This is a genomic window from Spirulina sp. CCY15215, assembly GCF_016888125.1.
GTDB lineage: Bacteria > Cyanobacteriota > Cyanobacteriia > Cyanobacteriales > Spirulinaceae > CCY15215.
Map to the genome: position 1 here is coordinate 18733 of NZ_JACSWA010000610.1, position 26458 is coordinate 45190.

Below are 26458 nucleotides of genomic sequence, written 5' to 3' on the forward strand. Positions count from 1 at the left end.
TCCTCGAGTTCCCCCATGTTCAATCCCTTGTACAGACGTTCTGATTTATTCCTCCTTTTTCCCAATATTTTTGGGTTTAAAGGAGGAATACAAGTCTATTCTGCTTTTCTTTTACAAGCCTTGCAAAATCTACATCCCCATCACCGTTATCGAGTCTTTCTCAAATACGATAAACCCCGTAAACGACCTTTCTCTTCCTATGTTCCCGTTCAAGCTCAAACCTGCTTTATCTGTTTCGGCAAATTTCCCCGATGGTTGCAAAGTCTGCTGATGTTCGTCAGTACGATAATAATGGGAATTCTAGAACGCCCGCGTCTCATTATTGCCACTCACCTCAACTACGGCATTGCTTGCTACTGGCTAAAACGATTCACAGGAACACCCTATTGGATTGTCGTTCACGGTTTGGAGGGTTGGGATCTCGCCCATCCCCAACGCCAACAAGCCTTACGCTCTGCCGATCGCATTCTCGCCGTCAGTCGCTATACTCGCGATCGCCTCCTCGCCGAACAAAATCTAGATCCCGATCGCGTGGTAATTTTACCCAATACCATCCTCGGCGATCGCTTCCAACCTGCTCCCAAACCGTCTTATTTATTGCAACGCTACGGTTTAACACCCAATCAGCCTGTTATTTTCACCTTGACTCGCTTGGCACAATATAAAGGCTACGATCGCCTTCTCCATGCTCTCGTCAAAATTCGCCGTTATTTTCCTGACGTACACTATATTCTGGGGGGAAAAGGAGGTGATACCCTTCGTATTCAGGCTCTGGCACAGAAACTCGGCTTACAAAACTGCGTTACTCTAACGGGCTTCATTGCCGATGAGGAACTGTGCGATCATTACAATCTCTGTAATGTTTTCGCTCTACCCAGTACCGGAGAAGGCTTTGGGATTGTTTATTTGGAGGCTTTGGCTTGTGGGAAACCCATTCTTGGCGGCGATCGCGATGGCACCGTAGAACCGTTGGATTATGGCAAATATGGCTGTTTGGTAAATCCCGAAGATACCGAGGCGATCGCGGATAATCTCATCGCAATTTTGCAGGGAACCCATCCCAACCGAACCCTTTTCGACCCAGAAATTCTCAGACAAAAAACCCTCGAACGCTTTGATTTTCCTCAATTTTGTCGGATATTGGCGCGACTCCTCAAATCATCTCATTTTGTAATCCCTTCTTGAGAACAAATCACCGAATCCTGATAAAATCTTATAGAAACTTTACAAATACCTTTAAGATAATAAATGGAAGTACTGGTTGTCGGTGCCACAGGCACCCTAGGAAGACAAGTCGCACGTCGCGCTCTTGATGCAGGTCATCAGGTTCGCTGTTTGGTCAGAAAACCGAGAAAAGCAGCATTTTTAAAAGAATGGGGAGCCGAACTCATTTATGGCGATATTTGCCAACCAGAAACATTAGCAGAAGCCCTGAATGGAATTGAAGTTGTTATTGATGCAGCAACCGCAAAAGCCACAGACTCTTTAAGTATCAAACAAGTAGACTGGGAAGGGAAAATTGCTTTAATTCAAGCCGCAAAAAAAGCAGGAATTAACCGTTATATCTTCTTTTCAATCTTGAACTCTGAGAAATTCCCCCACGTTCCCTTAATGAAAATTAAGCACTGCACAGAACTATTCTTAGCAGAATCGGGACTAAACTATACTATTTTAAAACCCTGTGGTTTTATGCAGGGGTTAATTGGACAATTTGCCGTGCCGATTTTAGATAATCAAGTGGTTTGGGTGACGGGACAAGGTACCGCGATCGCCTATTTAGATACCCTTGATATTGCTAAATTTACCATTCGCGCCCTCGAAGTCCCAGAAACAGAGAATCGTAGCTTCCCCCTCGTGGGAACCCGCCCCTGGGGAACTCTCGAAATTATCGAACTGTGCGAAGGTTTATCTGGGAAAACGGCAAAAACCGCTAAACTGAAGTTGTCGGTTTTGCGTTTTATGCGCCGAATTTTGCGATTCTTCCAATGGGGAGGGAATATTGCCGATCGCTTAACCTTTGCTGAAGTAATGGCCAGCGATCTTCCCCTTGATGCACCAATGGATGAAGTTTATACCACCCTTGGCCTCAAACCAGAAGAAACCACTACCCTCGAAGAATATCTCCAAGAATATTTTTCGCGCATTATGAAAAAATTGAAAGAAATTGGTTACGAAAAGGAAAAAGAAAAACAACGCAAAAAGAAGAAACGTTCTCCTTTTAAAAACAGACCTTAATGATTCTCAGAATTATTCTCACTTTGATTTGTCCCTTTGTTAACAAACTGGATTGTTTACCGTGCCAAAAGTAGGCATTCTTTATAACGACCTCAAACCCACGGCTTGTCGCATTGCCAGTGAAATCCAAGCTAAACTGCGCGATCGCGGCTGTGAAGTCCTCCTGACATCAAGTTATGGCGGCATCTTGGGCTTTTCTAAACCAGGCAGTCCGAGTTGTCACACCCCCATCGAAAACCTAGTTCCCCCAGAATTCGATGACAGTATGGATTTTGGTATTGTCTTTGGGGGAGATGGCACCGTATTGGCGGCATTCCGCCAAGTTGCGCCTTTAGGGATTCCTTTGTTAGGAGTCAATACGGGACACATGGGATTTCTCACAGAAACCTATGTTAACCAACTCTCTGAAGCCATCGAACAGGCGATCGCGGGAGACTATGAAGTTGAAGAAAGAACCATGCTGGCCGTGCGAATCTTCAGAAGCGATCGCCTTTTATGGGAAGCCCTCTGCTTAAACGAAATGGTGCTACACCGGGAACCCCTAACCAGTATGTGCCATTTCGAGGTACAAATCGGTCGTCATGCACCCATTGATATCGCTGCGGATGGAGTCATTGTTTCAACCCCCACGGGATCGACGGCTTATTCCCTCGGGGCAGGAGGACCCGTTGTTACCCCAGGCATTCCTGCACTGCAACTGATTCCTATCTGTCCTCATTCTCTGGCTTCTCGCGCCTTGGTTTTTTCTAATCAAGAAATCGTGACAATTTTTCCCGCTAATCCTAATCCAATGGTTATGGTTGTAGATGGAAATGGCGGTTGTGCCGTTCTGCCCCAAGATCGGGTACAAATTGAAAAGGCTCAGTATTCCGCTAAGTTTATGCGCTTGCAACCACCGGAATTCTTCCGCATTCTCCGAGAAAAGCTCGGTTGGGGACTTCCCCATATTGCCAAGCCCACTTCCGTAGAACTACCCTGATCCCCCATCAAGGAAGGAACAGTTGCTAGATTCGATAGTCATGTTATAAGTAGGGAGGTTGATAAGCATTTATACTCAGTAAGTTTTATGGCAATAGCAGTTTTAGAGCGTTCTCCCTGTATTCTCGTGGTTAGACCGGAAGAAAAATGTACGCGGCAAATCTATCGGGATTTGACTGAAGCGGGATATGAGATTGAGATTGCCTCGGATGTGGATAAAAGCCTACAAAAGGCTAACGAGATCCAGCCCGCAATGGTACTGATCGATCGCACTCAAGCCGGAGAAGCGGGATTTCAATTTTGCCGCGAACTTCGCGCCATTGGCAGTCGGACTCCGGTATTAATGTTGATGGCGACTGAGACGGTTAGCGATCGCATTGCCTGTTTGGAAGCTGGGGCGGATGATTATATTCTCAAGCCCTATCGCGTGGAAACCCTGTTACAGTTAGTTCATCTTTATCTACAAACACCACAACAGTCCTCCGAACAATTGCGTTTTGGCAACTTGATTTTGGATTTAACTACCCGTCGGGCTATTCGTAATGGTCGGGAATTCGATCTGACCATGAAGGAATATGAACTGCTTAAATACTTAATGTCTCATCCTCGGGAAGTCGTCACGCGGGAGCAAATTCTCGAAAATGTTTGGGGTTATGATTTTCTGGGAGAATCGAATGTAATTGAGGTTTATATTCGCTATCTACGCCTTAAAATCGAGGATGAGGGCGAAAAACGTCTTATTCAAACCGTGCGTGGCGTGGGATATGTTTTAAGAGAAACTTGAGGAAAAATATGAAACCTTTTAAACTGGGCTGGGTTGTTATACTGGGTTTGTTTTTATGGGGATGTGTTCCTGTTGTGACTTCTGAAGGCTCTCAACCCGTTACCGCCGAAAATCAAGGTCAAATGCTGCCAATTCGCGCAACTGCCACAATGGGGGGCGAAACAATTCAATTAGAAGTTGCCGAAACTCCCGAACAACAGGCACTTGGTTTGATGTTTCGCGATCGCTTGCCTGGCGATCGCGGGATGCTATTTTCTTTCACTCCTCCTCGTCAAGTCGGTTTTTGGATGAAGAATGTTAGTATCTATCTCGATATGGTATTTTTGCAGGATGGCGAGATACTTTATATCGCCGCGAATGTCCCCCCCTGCAATAAACCTGCTTCTCAATGTCCCGCTTATGGTCCCCCCGAGGAGATCGATCGCGTCATTGAATTACGGGGGGGAAGAGCAGAAGAATTAGGACTCAAAATAGGCGATCGCATTACAATTGAATTCTTAAATTAAGCAATATTTTCTTAAACTCAGATTTTCTTAGTTATTTGCTCGATTTTTGTTATAATTTTCCTCTCTTGTCGGCTACAATCATTCTAATTCGGTTGCGATCAGATTAGAGATTATTCCTTGACTGGAAATCGTCTAAAATACAATACGAAAATAAATTCAGATTTTTTGTGATTTTTTGATCGAGTACAATAAAGAGTTTTTCAGAAAAACTAAAGAATCAAAAATTTAATAAACCTTTACTAAAACAATCTTTTTCAATCAGGAGGTGGGGAAATGCAGCCCGCTAATTATACTCGCTTTATTCGTTTTCTTCACGAAGAATTAGCTTTACCACAAGATGCGATCGCGATCGCCCAACGCTATTTTGAACGTGATTCTGGGTCTTTTCCCATGATTCTCTGGCAATATGGTTTGATTACTCTCGAACAATTGGAACGTATTTTTGACTGGTTAGAAGAATCACCTTTGATAGTTGATAGGTAAGTAGTTGATAGGTAAGTAGTTGATAGTTGATAGTTGATAGTTGATAGTTGGGAGATGAGGAGGGTAATTGATAGTTCATTCCTCATCATTGATCATTTCTTCTATCGGGGGAGAATCCAAAACTTCTTCCTCTGTTGTCAATTCTAAAAATACATCTTCTAGAGTGGGTTGAGTGCGGCGCATTTCGTATAATCCCAAACCATTTTTAACGATCGCGCTGGCTAAATCCCGTCCGAGTCCGTTATGACTGTCCATCGTAATCTGTAGAAGAGAACGATTGGGGCGTTCGGGAAAAGGTTTAATTTCTACCGATCGCACCCCAGAGATGACTTTAAGAATCGGTTTTACCCGCAATACATCACCTTCGACTTCCATTTCGTAGCCGGATTCTCCCGTTAATTCCCCCATCAAATTATCGGGGGTATTGGTGACAACTACTCGACCGCGATTAATAATTGTAACGCGATCGCAGGTCATACTGGCTTCGGGTAAAATGTGAGTTGAGAGAATGATCGTATGTTCTCCTGCCAAACTTTTAATCAGATTGCGAACTTCGATAATTTGGCGCGGGTCTAACCCCACTGTAGGTTCATCGAGAATAATCACGGGAGGATTATGCACGATCGCCTGAGCAATTCCCACCCGTTGGCGAAATCCCTTAGAGAGTTTGCGGATTAAAATCTTGCGCTTTTCCTCAATATTGCAGCGTTGAATGGCCAAATCGACACGATCAACGCGATCGCCAGCCGAAATACCTTTAATTCGCGCCACAAAATGTAAAAACCCCTGCACCGTCATTTCCAAATATAACGGCGGCGTTTCCGGTAAATAGCCAATGCGCTTGCGAACTTCCATCGACTGTTCGTGAACATCATATCCTGCTATTCTTGCCGTCCCCGATGTCGCAGGTAAATATCCTGATAATATCCGCATCGTGGTGGTTTTTCCCGCCCCATTCGGACCGAGAAAACCGAGAATCTCCCCATCTTCGACAGAAAAATCTACATCTTGAATAGCTGGGATCGAATTATAAATTTTACTGAGATGCTCAACTTCTATCATTCAGTAACGGGTTTATGAATTACGAATTTACTCTAGTTAATTTTGCTCTAAAAAGCAACCTCCCTCTTTTACCGATATTTCTAGCGCAACCGTCCCGATCGCAAAATGCTAACAATCAACCATAATCCTAAAAATGTGGCGATCGCCAAAAGAATCTCACTTAAAATAGAAATCTGAGGATTGGGCGCACCTGTTGCTAATAGTGATGCTCCCATAATTAACGAACCTACGACAATACTAAAAGATAAACGATTGGCAGAATCATCCATACTGCGACGCAGGGAAGGTAACTCGCGAATTTGTAGATTCCACTGCAAGGTTTCCGAACTTAAACGATCTAATAACACCTCAATTTGTCGCGGACTTTGTACAGAAAGGGCTTTTAAATCTAATGCCGTTCTCAAAACTGTTTGTAGGGGTTCATCTCCCAAAAGTTGACGGCGAAATAAATCCGTCATTAAGGGTTTAAATTCATCAAGTAAATTGATTTCCGGATAAAAACCGCGAGCAACCCCTTCTAAATTGGCTAAACTCTTAGCATAGAGTCCCATATTTCCGGGCATTTTTATTTTGTTCTTGCGGGTGATCGACAAAATTTCGTAGAATACTTCGCTAAAGTTTATTTTTGCGAGACTGAGATTATAGTATCTGCGTAACATTTTCTCATAGTCTCGTTCTAAGGAAATCAGATCCGTGGGTTGCGTTGTTTCTGATAATTCTAAGGTTAATTGGCTGCATCTTTTAGCATCGATATCAACAATTGCCAGTAACATTTCTACGAGAATTTTTTGGGTGCGAGGATCTAAACGACCGATCATACCGCAATCAATTAAAGCGATGCGATCGCTGGCTAAATAAAAGATATTACCGGGATGGGGATCGGCATGGAAAAACCCATCAATAAACATCTGTTGAAAAAAGGCACGAAAGAGCAATGTAGCAATTTCTTGACGGCGTTTTTTCTCACCATCAGATCCTTTACTAACAGAAACTATCTCTGCATCTAAAATGGGTTTTCCATCTAACCATTCTAAAACCAATAATTTCTTGGTTGTCAGATCGCGATAGATTTCCGGAATGATTAATTCCTGAGAATTAACCCAGTTACTTTTAGCTAAATTCTCCCGCAATTGTTCTGTATAACTTGCCTCTTTATTAAAATCTAATTCAGCTTGTAAGGCTTTAGTAAATTCATCAGCTAATGTTACAACATCATAATCTTTACCAAAATCCGTTACTGAAATCAATTCAGCAACGGCTTTAATCAGATCGATATCTTGGGCGACAATGAGATCGATCCCTGGACGCTGTACTTTCATGGCCACTTCTCGACCATCTTTTAAAGTAGCACGATGAATTTGGGCAATCGACCCCGCAGCAACGGGTTGAGTCTCTATTTTTGCAAAAATCTCCTCAATTGGACGGTGGAGTTCTTGACGAATTGTTCCTTCAATTTGAGACCAGGAAACAGTAGGAACTTTTGCTTGTAATGCCGTAAGAGATTTAATGTATCTAGAAGGGAGTAAGTCCGGACGAGTACTGAGAAGTTGTCCTAATTTGACATAGACAGGCCCCAACTCTACGAGAATATTGCGGAGAACTTCAGGGGTAGGAATTTGCGGTTCTCCCAGTTTTCCTCCCGTTAAAACTCCGCGCATATAGTCCCAACCATTACCGAAGACTATTTCGAGAATTTCTCGTTGTCGCGATGTATTTTGTGTTAATGCTAAAACCATAATTTTAGAGAATAGGGAACGATCGCCCAGTTAAGGAAAAAAGAAGAGGAAATGGGGCATCGAGAATTATAACAGGGTTGCAAATTTAGGATCGGTTTGTAGCTGTTTGAGGACTTGTTTTATTTCTTGAGTGCGGCTTTTGTGGACAACTAGGGTGACATTGCGATCGCGGACGACAACGACATCTTCTAAGCCAATGGTAACAATGACATCTTCTTTATTACTGGCATAGAAAATAGAACCTTGGGTATCGCGGCCAATATGAGTGGCTAATTCGGTATTTTCTGCATTTCCTTTCAGCAATCGTTCGATCGCATTCCAATCTCCCAGATCGTCCCAACCAAAATCGGCGGGAATAACGCAGGCTAAATCGGTTTTTTCCATGAGGGCATAATCAATGCTGTTTTTCTCCAATTCTTGATAAGCAGCTTGTCCTTTTTCTTGCAAAGGTTGCAGGATTTGTGGGGCGTGAATTTTCAGTTCGGAAAGTACCGTCGCAGCCCGGAAAATAAACATACCACTATTCCAACTAAATCCCCCAGTTTCGATAAATTTTTGCGCGGTTTCGCGATCGGGTTTTTCCGTGAAACGGCTGACTTTATAGCCGGAAAGTTGAGAAAAAGAGCCAATTTTTTCCCCTTGTTCGATATAGCCGTATCCTGTAGAAGCATAAGTCGGGGTAATGCCTAATGTGACGATCGCCCCTTGGGTTTCCGCTAATTCCACCGCCCCTTTCAAGGTATTGTCATAAGCAGCGCGATCGCCAATCCAATGATCGGCGGGGAAAAAGCCCAAAATGGCATCTTCCCCATGCTGCTTGGCCACCTCTAATGTAGCCCAAGTTACTGCCGGAGCCGTGTCTTTTCCTTCTGGTTCTACCAATAAATTGCTTTTTGGTAACAATGGTAACTGCTCTACAACCCCAGAAGCGAGTAGAGCAGAAGTAATTACCCAAAGATTGTCCCATCCTCGGGCTAGATCGAGCAGGCGATCGGCAGTCTCCTGTAAGAGACTTCTACCGCTTCCGTCAAGGCTTAAAAATTGTTTGGGACGTTCGCGACGACTAAGGGGCCAAAAGCGTTCGCCTTTGCCACCTGCTAGAATGACAGGAATTAAGGGTTTCTTCATTTTTAAGAAGGAAATTTTTTCTATCCTATCCTGTCCGAGTCAGAGATGGGATGTAGAGAGGGGATAGTTAGGGGGCAACAGGTAACAGGCAAAAAATAACAGCAGAATTCCCGTCTTTTTAAAGCGGGGAGATATCAAAAGCGCTATAATCCTGCATGAAGAACCTAGACAGAGGGGGAATGTTCTTAAATGACATAGGCCAAACAAGGTAAGAGTAAGTCCACAGGTAGATTTGTCTAAATTCATTCCTGTCTAAATTCCTGTCTTTTTTATTTAAAGCGGGGAGATGTTAATGCTAACTTTAGATTTTGATGGTGTTGAGGTGAATGTGAACAATAGCGCTAAATCGCTACCGACCACTCCTAATTCTTCCGGATCGGAAACGCGATCGCCAGATACAACGGTAAATTCTGTTGTGGAGAAAGGCGATCGCACTCAAAAAACCGAATCTTTGAAAACAGAGTTGTCTCCGGCTGAAGTCCCGATCGGTTGGAGTCGGCGGTTTTTATGGAGTGCCAGTTTCTTCGCTGCTGCGTCTTTATCGGCCACGGTAGGGGCAACCGTGGCAATGGTGGGTCCGCTTCCCTCGATTCCCAATGTGTTGAGTACGACGGAAAAGGTGGCTACAGCAGGGACTCCGATTCCTACAGGTATGGGGGATACAATCAAAACCCAAGAGATTACCCCACTTTTTCAATATCAAATTGAGCGCCCGGTTAATATTCTTGTATTAGGGATCGATCGTGTTCTCGATGCTGAAAAAGGGAGTGATGAAATTTTTAATGGCAACAGCGATACGATGTTGCTATTACGATTCGATCCGACGGATAATACCGTGCGGATGCTGTCTATTCCTCGAGATACTCAAGTTTCCATTGATGGAGTAGGGGTCGCTAAAATCAATGGTGCAAATTCTCGAGGGGGGGCTGAGTTAGCAAGCCGTGTTGTCAGTAACACTTTAAATAATGTCCCCATCGATCGCTATGTGCGGGTGACTAATGATGCCTTTAAGGATTTGGTGGATTTAGTCGGGGGGGTTGAGGTTTTTGTGCCTTATCCCATGTCTTATACCGATGTCACCCAACAGTTAAAAATTGACCTCAAACCTGGTTGGCAAAACTTAGACGGCGATCGCGCTGAACAGTTTTCTCGTTTCCGTATGGATGAATACGGCGATATTGGACGAGTTCAGCGCCAACAGGTATTATTAAAGGCGCTACGAGAACGGTTGAAAAGTCCTGCGGTTGTACCTCGCTTACCTCAAGCCGTACAAATGGCACTGCAATATGTTGACACTAATTTAAGTCTCGAAGAAATGATGGCTTTAGTGAATTTCGGCATGAGTTTGGAAAAAGAGAAAATCAAGATGGTCTTGCTACCGGGACGCTTTAGCAATACCGATGAATTTGAAGGGGTCAGTTATTGGCTCATGTCTCGACAGGGACGCGATCGCATTGTCAGCGAGTATTTTGAACGAGATGGAGATTATGTTGTTGAAAGCGATCGCTCTCACAACCGCGTCCGGATTGCCTTACAAAACGCCACCAATGACCCCCAACTGCCGGAATTAGCAGCAAAACACATTGATGAAGTGGGATTTGGCAATCTTTATCACGCTCAATCTCAATCGGCCCGATTATTGAGAAAAACTCAAATCGTGGTTCAACAGGGAGATATTGAAGCAGCAAACGCTTTAAAAGAAGCTCTTGGTTTTGGAGAAATTCAGGCTGATTCTACAGGAGATTTAGGATCGGAAATTACCATCCGGATTGGATCGGATTGGTTTGATGTGATTGCAGAGGACGAGAAGGAAGAAGAAAAGAAAAAGTAGAGATAAGCAAGTTACTCCCTTAAATTAGTCTTTCTAAAAAGAGATTTGATTTAAGGGAGATTTTTAATGTCTGATTCTGATAAAGATGAGTTAAATCACTCCCATCAACCCAAGCAGTTTTTGAACGATTTGCATTCCTGTCACGGCTTGCCAGCCAAATAACCCCAACAAGACTAAATTGATAGAAATATGGGTGTAACGTGCGATCGCATTGCCTTTCTGCATCAATGGTACTAAAGAAGCCGAAACTGCGATCGCCACCGCCATGCTTAACCCCACCAGCAAATGAGGTTGGAGGAAGAGTTTGCCATTATTAATGTAGGTCACTCCCATCCCCCCAACAGTTCCCGTGACCATCAAAGCGAGAAGTACAGAACCAATTTGGTAATGACGAGCGTTAAACTTCTTCTTAACCAGTTCTTTTCGGGTGTCTTTATCTGCTTCTCGAGTGCGCTTGATGCCGATACCCAGATAGAGGGCATAAATAGTTAAACCCAATAACACCCACATTAAAACAGGATGGAAAAATTGCGAGTAGGTTTTGACCGCTTCTGGAATCTCAAAACTCATAGGTATCCCCTCGTTGTATAAATATTACTGATTTGATAAAATTAACATATTTTCACAATTAGTAATCTAAAAATTATGACAGGAGAGAGAGAAGAGAAGGGGGAATTATTTGCGAGAATGAGAAAACACGATCGCACTGGGAGTAAAACCACAAAATGAGTCGAACAGTAATTAAATTTTCTTCTGAAGACTGCGGCATTTGTCACAAAATGTCTTTTTACGACCAAAAGGTGGCACAAGAGTTGGATTTGGACTTTATTGATGTCAAAATGCAGGATACTGCCACTTATCGCAAGTATCGCAAGATTCTCCTCAGCCAATATCCCAATAAAGAGGGCATGGGCTGGCCAACTTATTTGGTTTGTGATTCTCCTGAAAGTGAAACTTCTGTTTTGGGAGAAGTAAAAGGAGGGCATCCTAAAGGAGAATTTCGTACTCGTTTAAAGACTATTTTAGGAGAAGAGAGTCTGTCCAAGGAATCTTAGTTAGGACTTACGCAGCTAGGGAGCGAGACGCTCCCACTACTGTATTCTATTGTTATGGTAGTGCGGGCATCCTGCGCGCTAATGCGTAAGTCCTGCGCGCTAATGCGTAAGTCCTGCGCGCTAATGCGTAAGTCCTGCGCGCTAATGCGTAAGTCCTGCGCGCTAATGCGTAAGTCCTCTTAGTCTCTGAAATCTTATCTCGGGGTGCTTAATGCCTCGGCAATGACTTCCAGAATTTCCCGTTCTAGATAGGGTTTTGTTAAATAAGCATAGGCACCCAATTCTAGGGCAATATGTTGAAACTTATCTCGACTGCGAGAAGTGAGGATAATCGCGGGAATTTGTGGCAGAGTTTTATCTTGTTTGACAACACTCAAAAATTCTAAACCATTCATGCGAGGCATTTCAATATCGCAGAGGGCGACATGAATAGTTTCCCCGCTTTTCAATTGTTCTAATGCTTCCAAACCATCTTTGGCCTGCAAAACGCGATACCCCGATCGCTGCAAAATCAAAGTTAAGGTTTGGCGTTCCGTGAGAGAATCATCAATCACTAAAATAGTTTTAATTTGTTGAATTTGGGGTTTATTCGTGACAAGAGGAGAAGAGGGTAAATTTGTTTCCGGTGGTTTTTCCGTCGTCTTGGACTCGGGAATATATAGCCCGAGAGTTTGCGTCGATAACTCAGTTGGAGGTTGGACAATTTCCCGAATTAGACTCTCTTTGGGGTTTAATTTAGGCGCGATCGCCTCTTTATTTTGCGATTGACCTACCAAGGCAAATCCATCAATAATTAAGGCGAGACGACCATCAGCGAGAATGCTACAACCGTAAATATAAGCTGGAGGTGCGATCGCATTGGATAGGGGTTTGATTACTAATTCTTGTTCTTCCAAAATGCGATCGACTTCCAAAGCAATAAACCCTTCCCGTCCTTTTAAGAGAAGAATAGGTGCTACATTTTCCCCTGCTGTTAAAATTGGCGAAAGTTCTTGATATTGAAACTCTCCTGCTGCTAAACCTCGACATTGGGGCAGCGATCGCGAATAATTAAATAACGAAGTTAATTCATAAATAGGAATAGTAAAATCCTGCCCATCTTGATGCCAATCTAACATCTTTTGACCCGCTAAACGCCGCACTTTTTCCCCTGGAATTAAAACTTGTTCAATTTCATTAGAAACAAACCCATAAACCGATCGCCCTGCTTGACAAATGAGCAATCTTGCATTCATCAACGATTCGCGAATTTGGATCGAAAAAACAGTTCCCTGTTGCGGGATAAATTGAACCCGAAGAGTTCCTTTAATTTGTTTGAGTTGAGTTTTGACGACATCTAAACCTACACCCCGTCCCGATAAATCGCTGACTCGAGAAACAGTAGAAAAACCTGGAGAACACAATAAATCCAATAATCTTGCTTCTAGTTGGGGGAGTTGTTGAATTTCTTCGGCTTCGCGATCGCCGATCAATCCTTTTTTAATTCCTTGTTGGCAAATCTTTTCAATATTTAACCCTTCTCCATCATCCCGTACTTCAACAATAGTCCGATTACCTTGATTATAGGCACGAATTAAAATATTTCCCACCTCTGATTTCCCTCTCTGAAGGCGAACTTCTGGGGATTCGATCCCATGATCGAAAGCATTGCGAATGAGGTGAAGTAAAGCATCATAAAGATTATCAACAACGGTTTTATCGATTGTTACCTGTCCGCCCTGTATCTGTAAATCAACCGCTTTTTTATGAGTAAAAGAAAGTTGCTTTACCATCGGCGGAAATCGTTTGAGAAGATTCTCTAAAGGAACCATTCTCGCAATTTGCATATTATCTCGTAACTGGTTAGATAAGCGTTGTTCCCGTTCAATCGTTGCAGTTGTTGTTCTTGCTAATAAGTTAATATCTTCCGTTGCCTGGGTAATTTGTGAAGTCTCTTCTAAAGCAGAATAAAGAAGTTTTTTAAATGGGTGAATTTGTTTATAATCATTATTGCTTTTTCTCTCATTTTGATCCACTGAATGATTGATAAGATCGCGCAATTGGTTGAGAGTTAATCGATGCTGTCGAATCCAGTCTGCTAATTTCCGAACAGCACTTTGAAATTGTTCATCTCTCAAGGAAAGTTGATTTTGATTAATTAAAAGTTCAGCAACAAGATGATTAAAAAGTTCTAATTGTTCGAGGTCAATTCGTAATGTTTTCGCAATAGTTTTCCCTGGAGATATTGATTCTATGGCAGGTTTGACCGGATTTTTTGTGACGATCTCTTGTTGAATATTTTCTCTTTTCTGTTTGGTTTTGGGTCGTAAGGGAGGAGGATCATCTAGAAAGATAGGTTCAGCTTCTTCTGAAAAATCAAGAGAATTTTCTGCTAAATCAAAAGCACCAAAAGTATCTTCTAAAGAAGGAATAGCATCTGAATTTGTTTGAGTTGCTGGTATTTCAGAATCCTTGGGAAAAATTTCTTCTTTTCCAACTTTTAGATTGTTTGGTGTAGCATCTTCTGTTAGATCGAGTTCTGATTCTAGTAGTTCACCCGATCCTTTATCGTCAATATCCCAAATATTACTGGGAATAAATTCTTGTTCTGCTGTCCCTTCTAATTCTTCAGATGTTTCGCTAAATTCTAACTCGCCAAATTCACTATCAAAACTAGAATCGGAAAAGTCTTCATCTTCTGAGATAAAATCGATGGGTTCTTCTCTATCAAACTCTATTAATAAGTCATCACCATCTTGAATTTCTAATTCTTCAAAAGAGGCCTCTAATTCTTCTCGTTCTGTGGGAGAAATAAGAGGAAATTCTTCACTAATATCTAGGTCAATATCGGGAATAAATCCTGAAGTTAGTTCATTTGTTGACTCTGAATAAATGAAGGAAAAAGGGTCTTCATTATCATCAAAAGTTGTATTTTCAAGGATTGAAGGGGCAAGTAAATCTTCTAAGTCTTGACCCGTTTCTAACTCATCAAAATCTTCGCTGTTATGAGAGGAAATTGCCTCGATCGCCGTTGTTTCTGATACTGTTGCTGATTCTCCTGCTAATTCCAGTAACATAACACTGGGTTGGCCGCCGTGATTGCGATCGCCGTCTAAAACTAATTTGTGGGCGCATTTGAGGTCTTCTAACGCTAAACGGGCAATTTCTCTAGCGCGATCGGGGTGTGCTGCGATCGCGGACAAAATTGCCGTCGCGATCGCCCCAAAGCCCGGTAAACCTAAAGATTCCCCCAAACCCACAAACACATTAGCTTGGTCTTGTAGTACGGAGGCGATCGCATCCTCGTTGGCACCCTTTGATAAAAGTTCTTTTAACTCCTCTATTCTTTGACTCACCCCAACTTCAAAGATAGATTTAGTGAGATCAAAGCCTAATTCTTCAGAACTCGGTAAGGGAGGCTGATGATCGAAACAGTCTCCTAGTTTCTCTTGCAACTTAACAAAGAGGTCTGCGGCACGATTTAAGAGGTCATCATCTCGATCTGCATCTTGTACTAATTCTGCTGATATTGCCATTCTCAGGCACTCATAGCCTTCAAATAGTAGTGATTCTAATTCTTGGTCGATAACAGCTTCGGGGGCAAGCATCGCCCGAAAAACATCTTCTAAATTGTGAGCAATAATTTTGATAGTCTCTCGTCCAACATTGGCAGCAGCACCTTTAAGTGTGTGAGTTGCCCGCATCAGGCTGTAAATATCATTGGTACTTGCTTCTGGAGTCAGGGCAAAAAGTTGCTGTTCAATTTCCGCCAGCAATTCTCGGGATTCACTGAGAAAATATTCGTAACCTTCGGGATTTCGTAAAGGTTTTGATGGTCTAATATTAGGTTCTTGAAATTGAGAGTCTGGAGGAGTATTGTCTAAGGGCTGATTCTCCATTGTTGGAAGTGTGAGGATGGGATTGGGGGAGGTTTTCGAGGGATTTTCAGTTTCGATTTCTTCGTTGCGATCGCTAAAATTGATCGCGAAGGAATCTGGAAAAGCAAAAATTTCTTCTTCTAGGGTTTGTAAATTTTGAATGTTAGAATCTGTTTCAATTTCTTCCTCATCAAAATCAATTAGAATTGGGGAAGAAACTTCATTCTCGATAGTTTGGTTATTTTCTGAAATAATCTTCGCAGAAAAGTCACTAGAAATAGTTTCAATTTCTTCCTCCTCAAAATCAATTAGAATTGGGGAAGAAACTTCATTCTCGATAGTTTGGTTATTTTCTGAAATAATCTCCGCAGAAAAGTCATTAGGAATAGTTTCAATTTCTTCCTCCTCAAAATCAATTAAAATTGAAGTAGAAACTTCATTCTCGATAGTTTGGCTATTTTCTGAAATAATCTCCCCAGAAAAGTCACTAGAAATAGTTTCAATTTCTTCCTCCTCAAAATCAATTGAAATTGAAGAAGAAACTTCATTCTCGATAGTTTGGTTATTTTCTGAAATAATCTCCCCAGAAAAGTCATTAGGAATAGTTTCAATTTCTTCCTCCTCAAAATCAATTGAAATTGAAGAAGAAACTTCATTCTCGATAGTTTGATTTGTTGAATCCTTTCCTTCTTTCTCAATCTCATCCTCATCATCAATAGAAATTGCGATCGATGATGATGGGTGACGAGTAACAGGTGACTGATTATGATTATCTTCTTCATCGTCAATGGGAATTGAAATTGTCTGGCTATTTTGAGAATCTGGATATTCTCCCCAAAGACTATCCGCCGCTTTAGCCACTTCTTTCCCCACTGTATCTTGGGTAAAATAGTCCCAATTTTTAACAGAAGACCAAAGAGAGCTTGCCATTTTTCCGGCAAGTTTTTGTAAATCCAATTCCTTTAATTCAGTCATTTTCAATCCTCCACTATCAATTATCAACTATCAACTATCAATTATCAATCTACCTTAAACTGCTTCACCACTGCTTGTAATTGTTGTGCCGTTGCCAAAGAATTTTGGAACGTTTCTGAAAGTTCTACAGACTCTTCCGAAGTGCTGTTAGAAATAGCAGCAACTGCCCGCATAGTTTGGGTGACAGATTGAGATCGATCTAATTGTGTTTGGGTAGCTGCGGTAATATCCTCCACTAATTTACCAATCTGGGCAGTTGCAGCCGCGATCGCATTCAAATTGCCCTTGGTTTCTTCTACCAAAGTTGTCCCAGCACTAACGCGAGAAATCGCCGATTCAGTTACGGCGATCGCTTCCACGGTTTGCTGACGAATTTCCGCCACCAAATTAGAGATTTCCGAAGTCGCATTAGCAGACTGTCGCGCCAGCGATCGCACTTCATCGGCGACAACAGCAAAGCCTTTACCGTATTCTCCCGCCCGAGTTGCCTCGATCGCTGCATTAAGAGAAAGCAATTGGGTTTGCGTGGCAAAATCGCCGATCAGATTGACCACGCGATCGATTTTCTGGGAAGATTCACTCAACTCGCGAATCTTCTGGGACGTTTCCGCTACGGTATTGCGAATCGCTAAAATTCCCTCTACGGTGCGATTCATCGCCGTGTTGCCCGATTTAACTGTCTCGTTGGCATTCTGTACCGCTTGCTCGATCGCCCGCGCATTTGCCCCCACATCTTGGGAAGAATGCACCATCTTTTGTACCTCGTCGAGGGCAACATTTAATTCTTGAGTTTGCTGCTGTGCTTGGGCTGCCAGTTTGCGTATTTGCATATCGCTGCCAATTGAAGTCTCAGCAACTTGTGCGGTAACGGTTTGCACCTGCATGACAATTTTTCGCAGACTTTGCAAGGTATTGTTGTAAACATCGGCGATCGTCCCCATTTCATCTTCCGAGAGAGGGGCGCGAACCGTCAAATCCCCTTCTAATGCCGGACGCACTGCCACTAATAACTCGATCGCCCGACGTTGTAGCATTTCCCGTGCTTCTTTTTCTCGTTGTGCCGACTCTTCTAACTTACGTGCCTGTTGGCGCAATTGTTCCAAATCTTGCGCCCGTTGTAAAGCCAAACCTAATTGTGAACCCAATTGTACCATCAGTTGAATTTCCTCACTTTCCCATTCTCGCGTTCCCGAACATTGATAGTTTGCCATCAAACCCCAAAGTTTTTGACCGAGGAAAATCGGCACGGTAATATAAGCACGAGCCTGAAAACTATCCAATAATTCGAGGTAACAAGTGGAGAAGCCAGAATTATAAACATCATTGGAGGCACGAAATTGCTCCCCTTTACGATAGTTACCCCCTTCTGTATCTTTTAAATAAGTATCCCGAGATACGAGTTCTCGCACCCGCATTTGTTGAATGGTGCAACCATCTGTATCGATATTCGCTTTCGTTTTTTCCAGGAGGCTAACATCTTCAGCTTGAACCCTTAAGAGGGGCAACCAATCGTTTCCGACAGATTCAGCGACAAATTCTCCACTCCAATCTTCATTAAAGCGGTAAATACCCACCCGATCTGAATTAAAGACCTTGCGGGCTTCTCGCGTGGCAATGTTAAAAATAGTTTCAATATTTTGCGATTCTTTAATGCGATCGCTAATAGTAAAGATCGCCCGTTCTCGTTCGATCGCCTTTTCCAGTTTGCGAGTTTGCGCCTTCACTCGTTCCAAATCTTGCCCTCGTTGTAGGGCGATCCCCATTTGAGAACCCAGGTTTGTCACCAGGTTAATTTCTTCTTCACTCCACTCCCTCGGTTGGGAACATTGATAAGTTGCCATTAAACCCCAAAGTTTTTTGCCGAGAAAAATGGGTACGGTAAGATAAGATCGAGCTTGGAATCGCTCTAAAAGTTCGAGATAACAACGCGAAAAACCAGCGTTATCAACATCATTGCAAACACGATAGCGATCGCCTGTCCGATAAGTCCCCCCTTGGGTTCGCTCCAAGTAAGTATCTTTACTGACTAAATCTAAACTGGTCATTTTCTTGATCGTACAACCCTCGCTATCAATATTGAGTTTTGTAGACTCTAATAGACTTTCATTTTCAATTTGTTCCCGTAACAAAGACTTCCAGTTTCCCGCTACAGATTCCGCCACAAATTCCCCACTCCAATCTTTATTAAAACGATAAATTCCGACGCGATCGGCTTCCAGTAATTGCCGCACTTCTTGAGTCGCAATTTTAAAAATCTCATTAGTATCCTGAGATAGTTTAATGCGATCGCCAATTAAAGCCAAAGTGCGTTCTCGTTTGATCGCTTCTTCTAACTTTTTCGCTTGAGCTTTCACTCGTTCTAAATCTTGCGCCCGTTGCAGAGCAATACTTAATTGAGAACCTAAATTCACCACCAAATTGATTTCTTCTGGAGTCCATTCCCTCGGACCCGAACATTGATAAGTTGGCATCAATCCCCAGAGTTTTTTGCCGAGAAAAATGGGTACAGTGATGTAGGCTTTTGATTGAAATCGCTCCAATAAGTCCAGATAACAGAGTGGAAAATCCGCCTTATCAACATTATTACAGACTCGATATTTATCCCCAGTTTTATAAGTCCCTCCCTGAGTTCGTTCCAAGTATGTATCTTTGCTGACCAAATCCAAAGCGGTCATTTCTTTCACCGTACAACCCTCTGTATCGATATTCAGTTTCGTTCCTGCTAATATACCTTCATCTTCAATTTGTTCCCGCAATAAAGACTTCCACTTACCATCAACAGACTCGGCGACAAATTCTCCACTCCAATCCTCATTAAAGCGGTAAATTCCGACGCGATCGGCTTCCAGTAATTGCCGCACTTCTTGAGTCGCAATTTTGAAAACTTCCTTAGTCTCTTGGGATTGCTTAATGCGATCGCCAATTAAAGCCAAAGTTCGTTCTCGTTTCACCGCTTCTTCTAATTGTTTGGCTTGAATCTGTACCCGTTCAAAATCTTGCGCCCGTTGCAAAGCAATACCCAATTGAGAACCTAAATTCACCACTAAATTAATTTCTTCTGGAGTCCATTCCCTCGGACCCGAACATTGATAAGTTGGCATCAATCCCCAGAGTTTCTTGCCGAGAAAAATGGGAACCGTAATGTAAGCACGAGCTTGAAATAGTTCTAATAATTCGATATAACAAGGGGGAAAATTTGCATTATGAATATCATTACAAGCGCGATACTTATCCCCTTTCTGATAAGTTCCTCCCCGAGTTCTTTCTAAATAAGTATCTTTGCTAATTAAATCCAAACTCGTCATTTTCTTAACCGTACATCCCTCTGTATTGATATTCACATTCGTCGCTTCTAATAAACTTTCGTTTTCAATTTGTTCCCGCAATAAAGACTTCCATTGCCCATCAACAGACTCGGCGACAAATTCCCCACTCCAATCGTTATTAAAACGATAAATCCCCACGCGATCGGCTCCGAGTAATTGCCGCACTTCTTGAGTTGCAACTTTAAAAATGCTTTGAGTTTTTTGTGTTTGCTTGATGCGATCGCCAATTAAAGCCAAAGTGCGTTCTCGTTTCACCGCTTCTTCTAATTGCTTCGCCTGTCCTTGTAACTGTGCCATATCGTCGGCACGTTGCAAAGCCAACCCCAATTGAGAACCCAAATTGACCACCAGATCGATCTCTTCTTCCCCCCAAATTCTCGCCCCAGAACATTGATAATTCGCCAATAATCCCCAGAGCTTATTCCCCAGAAAAATCGGCACAGTCACGTAAGCGCGAGCCTGGAAACTTTCCAGGAGTTTGATATAGCAACCGGGAAAATTAGCTTTGTAAATATCATTACAGGCGCGATACTTATCTCCATCTTGATAAGAGCCGCCTTTAGTCCTTTTCAGATAAGTATCGCGAGCAGCCAATTCCCTGACCTGCATTTGTTTGATCGTACAGCCGTCAGTGTCGATATTATCTGTAGTCCCAGCAATAATTTCCGGATCTTCTGTTTGTGCTTTTGTGAGAGAAATCCAGCCTTCTCCCACGGATTCTGCCACAAATTCCCCCCCCCAGTCTGGCGTAAAGCGATAGACAACCACGCGATCGCTTTTGAGGAGTTTGCGAATAGATTCCGTCGCTACCCGAAAGATCGTTTGTGTTTCCGTAGATTGTTTGATGCGATCGATGGTTTGGGCGACGGCTTTTTCTCGCTCAATCGCTTTTTTCAGCTTTTCACCTTGCAAGCGCTGTTGGCGTAGGGTTGAGGCTTGCTGTAGGGCGACTCCCAACTGTTCTGCAATTTGCACTAACAGGCGAATTTCCCCTTGTTCCCAAGTTCGGGGGGCAGAACATTGATAAGTTGCCAGTAAGCCCCAGAGTTTTGTTCCTTGATAAATCCCCACTGTTAAATAAGCACGAGCCTGAATGCGTTCGAGAAGTTCGACATAACAGGCTGGAAAGTTCTTATCGTAAATATCATTGGCAACCCGATACTTTTGTCCCTTTGTATAAGCTCCCCCTTGTGTCTTTTCGAGATAAGTATCAACTATCTCACTGCGACCATTGCGATCGCGGCCTTCCAGCATCAATTTCAAGTTACAATCTTCGCTATTCCCTCGTAAAAGTTCTGCATCTACAGGGTTTTGCATCAGGGAAGACCAACCCGCCCCCACAGATTCCGCAACAAATTTACCACTCCAATCGGTATTAAAGCGATAAATGCCCACCCGATCAGCTTTAAGTAACTGGCGAACTTCTTGGGTTGTGGTTTGAAAGATAGTTTTAATATCGAGGGAACGGCGAATGCGGGTAATCACTTTAGTTGCAGCATTTTCGCGGATTTGTTGTTGCTCCACTTCTTCCTGAAATTGGTAGCTAACTAAATTGAGAGCTAAAGCAACACTCATTTGTTCTAGTAAACCAATCTCCTTTTGATTCCAGCGCCGCGCTTCGTTGCACTGTTGGATAGAGAGTAGTCCCCAGACCTTGTTTCCCATGCGGATCGGGCAACTGAGGCCGGCGCGGACTTGATATTTTTCCAGTAGTTGTAGTTGGTAGGGAGTAACTTTTGTACTGGCGATATAGTCGATCGCCGTACAATCAGCCAGATCGTAGTCTTCTTGGCGATCGCCCCCAAAAAAGGTAGCGGGGAGGGTTTCCCCGAGGGTAGGAGTCCAACCTCGTTCCACTGCTTCGGCGATCGCCTCTCCTTGGCGATCGCTGCTAAAACGGTAAACTAAGACGCGGGAGGCTTGTAGTAGTTCTCTGAGGCGATCGCAAGTCAAGGAAAGAAGGGCATTGCGATCGCGAGATTGGCGCATCTGTTCTTGCACTCGGGTGAGTTGTTGGCGCAGTTGCTCGTATTCTACCTCGAGATTGGGTAGAGCAAGTTTAGTCTGGGTTTCGCTATCTGGCTGGCTACCAGCGCCATTGGCGGTATTGGGATCTGAGGCAGAAAGATGAGAGGAAATGGCTGTCATGGCAAATAGAGGTTAAATTTAGTAAATTTTCGCTTTAATTTTTTCGGCTAAGAAGATTAATCTTTTCCTTATTGTGGCACGACTCGCTCTAGAGGCACAATTGTTTTTCGCACAAGATAGCTGTAATTCTAAAAATAGGCAACTTAATCAGGGTTCTTTGCAAAAATATACAAATCGTTAATAATTAATTAATAATCAATTTTCTGTTTGTTTTTTATTCTGACGCGACTCCCGCCAAATTGGAATTGCGATCCAAGTCGTTAAACCCAATAAGATTAAAATCCCCAATTGTCCCGCCCAATTGACTAACTGATGTAAAGGAATAATTTGTCCTACAACATAAGCAAATGTTACTGTTACCAATGCCCAAACAACAGCACCACTACAATTCCACAATAAAAATTGAAGATAAGGCATTCTGGTAATACCCGCTAAAGGTCCGGCAAAAATCCGCAGTAGGGCTATAAATCGTCCAAAAAACACGGCTTTCGCTGCGTTTTTATGAAATCGATCTTTAGCCTCTGTTAAGTATTGTTTGGGAACGCGAAAAAAGCGCTCGATGCGTTCTAATAAGGATAATCCTCCCCACCTTCCCAGCCAATAGCCAAAATTATCACCCAAAATTGCTCCACCTATTGCCGCGACCAAAACCCACTGATAATCTAGTTCCCCGCTTCCCGCTAAAAAACCACCGACTAACGTAATTGTTTCTCCTGGTAAAGGTATGCCTGTATTTTCCAAAGCAATTCCCAGAAAGATAACCCAATAACCATAGTCATGAGCAAGATTTTGAATCGTCTCTAAGGAAAATAATTCTAAAGACATAGGGAGAAAATTTTAGAAAAATTTAATACTTTTCTCCTATTGTGACGGATTGCGGTCAGAAATGTCAATTTACTTTGCTCTTATCCTGAGATCATGACTGGGTGGCGATCGCAATCTGGTCTTTAAGGATTGTAGCGAAAAGCAGCAGCCTTCAGAACAAATCGATTATTCTGTGGGTTAGTTCAAAATCCACGAAAATTTACCTGTAACTTTGTATGCACCTAAGCGAATTAACTCATCCCAATCAACTGCACGGGCTATCTCTCCGACAACTGGAGAATATTGCCAAACAAATTCGAGAGAAGCATCTACAAACCATCGCCGCCAGTGGAGGACATCTCGGCCCCGGTTTAGGAGTAGTCGAATTAACGATCGCCCTCTACCAAACCCTCGACCTCGATCACGATAAAGTCCTCTGGGATGTCGGTCATCAAGCCTATCCCCACAAAATGCTCACCGGACGCTACAACCACTTTCACACCCTACGGCAAAAGAACGGTATTGCGGGCTATCTCAAGCGCTGCGAGAATAAATTTGACTTTTTCGGTGCAGGACACGCTTCCACCAGTATTTCGGCGGGTTTAGGCATGGCTATGGCGCGAGATCTCAAAGGGGAAAAATTTAAAGTTGTTGCGGTGATTGGTGATGGTGCCTTAACGGGAGGTATGGCACTAGAAGCCATCAACCACGCAGGACATCTGCCCCATACTAATATGATGGTCGTCCTCAATGACAATGAAATGTCCATTTCTCCCAACGTGGGGGCAATTTCTCGCTATCTCAACAAAGTTCGCCTTTCTAACCCCGTGCAGTTCCTCAGCGATACCCTCGAGGAACAATTCAAACACCTTCCCTTTGTCGGCGATCAGCTTTCCCCAGAAATGGAACGCCTCAAAGATAGCATGAAACGCTTATCTGTCTCGAAAGTGGGTGCAGTGATTGAAGAATTAGGCTTTAAATATTTTGGTCCCATCGATGGCCATAACTTAGAAGAACTGATCTCCACCTTCAAACAAGCGCATCAAATGCAAGGTCCTGTCTTGGTTCACGTCGCTACAGTGAAGGGGAAAGGCTATGCGATCGCCGAACAAGACCAAGTGGGTTATCACGCCCAAAAACCCTTCGATCTGAAAACAGGTAAAGCCCATCCCTCGAATAAGCCCACACCTCCAGGTTACTCGAAAGTGTTTACTCATACCCTCACCACCCTAGCAGAACGCAATCCCAAAATTGTCGGCATTACGGCAGCGATGGCTACGGGGACGGGGTTAGATAAGTTCCAGAAAAAACTACCTAAACAGTACATTGATGTGGGAATTGCCGAACAACACGCGGTAACATTAGCGGCGGGTTTGGCTTGTGAGGGAATGCGTCCGGTAGCGGCGATTTACTCTACATTCCTACAACGCGCCTACGATCAGATTGTCCACGATGTCTGCATTCAAAATCTGCCGGTTTTCTTCTGTTTGGATCGGGCGGGTATTGTTGGGGCTGACGGTCCCACCCACCAAGGGATGTACGATATCGCCTATCTGCGCTGTCTGCCTAATATGACGATTATGGCACCCAAGGATGAGGCGGAGTTACAACAGATGGTGGTGACGGGGATCGAACATACAAGCGGACCTATCGCCATGCGCTATCCTCGGGGTAATGGCGTTGGCGTACCTTTGATGGAGGATGGTTGGGAAGCAATTCCCATCGGTACAGGGGAGATTCTCCGCAGTGGTGACGATATCTTGCTGTTAGGTTACGGCACAATGGTACAGACGGCGATGCAGGTGGCGGAAATGTTGAGCGAACATGGGGTTGCTGCAACGGTCATTAATGCCCGTTTTGTCAAGCCTTTGGATACGGAGTTGATTTTGCCTTTAGCGCAGCGCATTGGCAAGGTTGTCACTTTGGAGGAGGGCTGTTTGATGGGGGGTTTTGGTTCTGCTGTGGCGGAGTCTCTGTTAGATAATGATATTCTCGTTCCGGTGAAGCGGTTTGGGGTACCGGATATTTTGGTGGATCACGCTTCTCCTAATGAGTCTAAGGCTGATTTGGGTTTGACGGGTTCGCAAATTGCTGAGAAGGTTTTACAAATGTTCTTTAGTAAGCAGCCTTCTGTGGTGAGTTAGTTAAGATTAGGACTTACGCATTGACCCCATAGCGGGTAAGATCCTTGCATTACCACAACAAGAGAATACGGGAGTGGTAGGGTCTTGCTCCTTAGCTGTGTAAGTCCTAATTTTGTATATTACGACGCGATCGCGACCCGATAAAATATGAATGCTAAATTACCAGACGGATATCGAGACAGATTGTGCGGCTTGCTCCAAGCAGAATGGCGCGGCGGAGAAAGTTATACTAAATTTGCTGCTCGTCTCGATTTAGGCTCGGGAAAGATCGTTAAAGCATGGTTAACGTTAGATTTTCGAGCCGAACCCGATCCGCAAAAATTGAGAAAATTGGCACATCATCTCGGTTGGGAATATTGGCAATTAATGCGCTATCTCGACACGGGAGATCGCCCCGACTCGCTTCTTTTAGGAGGAGAAAATCTCACTTTGGAAAATTTGGAAAATATTGACGAAAATATTGAAGATGGCACAACGCCGAGGGTATTATCAGCCTTACAAGAAATGTCCGATCTAGCAACCAAAACGATTCAATTGGTGAAGATGTTTCCAGAGCCAGAATTTCCATGGCCAGAGCCTTCTGTAACGCAATCTAAGCTATTGTTAGCCAAACCTCCTGCATTGAAAAATCTTCCTCAAGCGATCGCCTATTGTATTGAGAAGTCGCGTCAAACTCCTTCTCAGATTGAGGATAGAATTCGCGCTATCCGCTATTACGGTTCTTCAGAGGTCAAAATGACTTTAGAAGAGTTTGAGGCGATTCGTCGAGGAGAAATACTCCCTAGCAATGAAGCCACGATGGAGGCGATCGCGGATATTGTCGATCGCGATCGCGAAGTTTTTACGATTCAAGAGTGGTTAAGCACTTGGATTGTATCTATTTATACTATGTCTGCAAAGATGAGGGAGGAAAAAGTAGAAAGTTGTTTGCAGGTTGAAGTTTCCTAAATTTCCTAAAATTGGAAGGGCGATCGCACTCTCCCCGAAATGCGATCGCCATCAAGAAATAGGATTAGGAAAGAAAACCAACTTTCCTAATACGGTTAACATTCCCGTCACCAAAATTCCCACAATACTAAAGAATCCAATTGTAATGCTATTCAGTCGAGTATTTGTATCATCAATCCGTTGATTTGTATCATCAATCCGTTTCTCTAAAGAAGACTGCATCTGCTGCATTTGCTTCTCTAAAGAAGAGCGAGTATCGTCAATTCGTTGATTAGTATCCTCAATTCGCTTTTCGACATGACCAATTCTCTCATCAATTCGTTTAATTTCTCCGTTGACTTGAGTAAAACCTACCTCAATTATTTTCTCTAAGCGATCCATTCTTTTTTCAGCTTTTAGATCCATTGCGAGGATTAATTGTCTCAATTCTTCAATCTCTGTTTCCGCTTTACTCGCCA

Annotated in this window: 17 protein-coding genes and 1 pseudogene; 10 read left to right on the forward strand and 8 right to left on the reverse strand. The window is 43.3% G+C overall.

Translation table 11 applies throughout. The annotated features are described in order from the left end of the window. Positions 1-15: 15 nt before the first annotated feature. The 6 genes from JUI58_RS24810 to JUI58_RS24835 all read left to right on the forward strand — a co-directional run bounded on the left by JUI58_RS24810 (position 16) and on the right by JUI58_RS24835 (position 4986). Positions 16-1185, forward strand: coding sequence for a glycosyltransferase (locus JUI58_RS24810; protein ID WP_204106538.1), 1170 nt, complete (start codon positions 16-18; stop codon positions 1183-1185). A gap of 63 nt (positions 1186-1248) precedes the next feature. Next, positions 1249-2235, forward strand: a complete 987-nt coding sequence (locus JUI58_RS24815) for an SDR family oxidoreductase (protein WP_204106539.1) — start codon at positions 1249-1251, stop codon at positions 2233-2235. Between the two features lie 61 nt (positions 2236-2296). Continuing rightward, complete coding sequence (locus tag JUI58_RS24820; RefSeq protein WP_204106540.1) at positions 2297-3214, forward strand: NAD(+) kinase; 918 nt, start codon at positions 2297-2299, stop codon at positions 3212-3214. Positions 3215-3301: 87 nt separating this feature from the next. After that, entirely contained in the window at positions 3302-3997 is a 696-nt protein-coding gene (gene nblR, locus JUI58_RS24825; RefSeq protein WP_204106541.1) for a response regulator transcription factor NblR, read from the forward strand. Between the two features lie 8 nt (positions 3998-4005). After that, entirely contained in the window at positions 4006-4503 is a 498-nt protein-coding gene (locus tag JUI58_RS24830) for a DUF192 domain-containing protein (RefSeq protein WP_204106542.1), read from the forward strand. A 273-nt stretch (positions 4504-4776) separates the two neighbouring features. Next, positions 4777-4986 carry a DUF2949 domain-containing protein gene (locus tag JUI58_RS24835; protein WP_204106543.1) on the forward strand — a complete coding sequence of 70 codons (210 nt, stop codon included), beginning with the start codon at positions 4777-4779 and terminating at the stop codon, positions 4984-4986. A 75-nt stretch (positions 4987-5061) separates the two neighbouring features. Here JUI58_RS24835 and JUI58_RS24840 read toward each other — a convergent pair whose 3' ends face one another. From JUI58_RS24840 to JUI58_RS24850, 3 genes are all read right to left on the reverse strand, one after another. Further along, on the reverse strand, positions 5062-6048 hold the full coding sequence (locus JUI58_RS24840) for an ABC transporter ATP-binding protein (RefSeq protein ID WP_204106544.1): 987 nt from the start codon (positions 6046-6048) through the stop codon (positions 5062-5064). Between the two features lie 80 nt (positions 6049-6128). Beyond that, entirely contained in the window at positions 6129-7784 is a 1656-nt protein-coding gene (locus tag JUI58_RS24845) for an AarF/ABC1/UbiB kinase family protein (protein WP_204106545.1), read from the reverse strand. Between the two features lie 66 nt (positions 7785-7850). Continuing rightward, positions 7851-8912 (reverse strand): mannose-1-phosphate guanylyltransferase, encoded by a 1062-nt coding sequence (locus tag JUI58_RS24850; RefSeq protein WP_204106546.1) that lies wholly within the window; start codon positions 8910-8912, stop codon positions 7851-7853. A gap of 292 nt (positions 8913-9204) precedes the next feature. Here JUI58_RS24850 and JUI58_RS24855 point away from each other — a divergent pair, with 292 nt between their 5' ends. After that, complete coding sequence (locus JUI58_RS24855; protein ID WP_204106547.1) at positions 9205-10743, forward strand: LCP family protein; 1539 nt, start codon at positions 9205-9207, stop codon at positions 10741-10743. Between the two features lie 90 nt (positions 10744-10833). Here the strand turns inward: JUI58_RS24855 and JUI58_RS24860 are convergent, their stop codons facing one another. Continuing rightward, complete coding sequence (locus JUI58_RS24860; RefSeq protein WP_204106548.1) at positions 10834-11313, reverse strand: DUF4079 domain-containing protein; 480 nt, start codon at positions 11311-11313, stop codon at positions 10834-10836. A 155-nt stretch (positions 11314-11468) separates the two neighbouring features. On the opposite strand from JUI58_RS24860, the gene JUI58_RS24865 reads away from it, so the two are divergent. Next, positions 11469-11798 carry a thioredoxin family protein gene (locus JUI58_RS24865; RefSeq protein WP_204106549.1) on the forward strand — a complete coding sequence of 110 codons (330 nt, stop codon included), beginning with the start codon at positions 11469-11471 and terminating at the stop codon, positions 11796-11798. Between the two features lie 194 nt (positions 11799-11992). On the opposite strand, the gene JUI58_RS24870 is transcribed toward JUI58_RS24865, so the two are convergent. The 3 genes from JUI58_RS24870 to JUI58_RS24880 form a co-directional block, all read right to left on the reverse strand. After that, complete coding sequence (locus JUI58_RS24870) at positions 11993-16630, reverse strand: response regulator (RefSeq protein WP_204106550.1); 4638 nt, start codon at positions 16628-16630, stop codon at positions 11993-11995. A gap of 44 nt (positions 16631-16674) precedes the next feature. After that, positions 16675-22104 (reverse strand): GAF domain-containing protein, encoded by a 5430-nt coding sequence (locus tag JUI58_RS24875; protein WP_204106551.1) that lies wholly within the window; start codon positions 22102-22104, stop codon positions 16675-16677. A gap of 195 nt (positions 22105-22299) precedes the next feature. Further along, complete coding sequence (locus JUI58_RS24880; protein WP_204106552.1) at positions 22300-22929, reverse strand: DedA family protein; 630 nt, start codon at positions 22927-22929, stop codon at positions 22300-22302. Between the two features lie 215 nt (positions 22930-23144). Here JUI58_RS24880 and dxs point away from each other — a divergent pair, with 215 nt between their 5' ends. Continuing rightward, positions 23145-25052, forward strand: a complete 1908-nt coding sequence (gene dxs, locus JUI58_RS24885; protein WP_204106553.1) for a 1-deoxy-D-xylulose-5-phosphate synthase — start codon at positions 23145-23147, stop codon at positions 25050-25052. Positions 25053-25199: 147 nt separating this feature from the next. After that, positions 25200-26000 (forward strand): hypothetical protein, encoded by an 801-nt coding sequence (locus tag JUI58_RS24890; protein ID WP_204106554.1) that lies wholly within the window; start codon positions 25200-25202, stop codon positions 25998-26000. Positions 26001-26051: 51 nt separating this feature from the next. On the opposite strand, the pseudogene JUI58_RS24895 reads toward JUI58_RS24890, so the two are convergent. After that, positions 26052-26458: pseudogene (locus JUI58_RS24895) on the reverse strand (hypothetical protein); the annotation flags it as partial.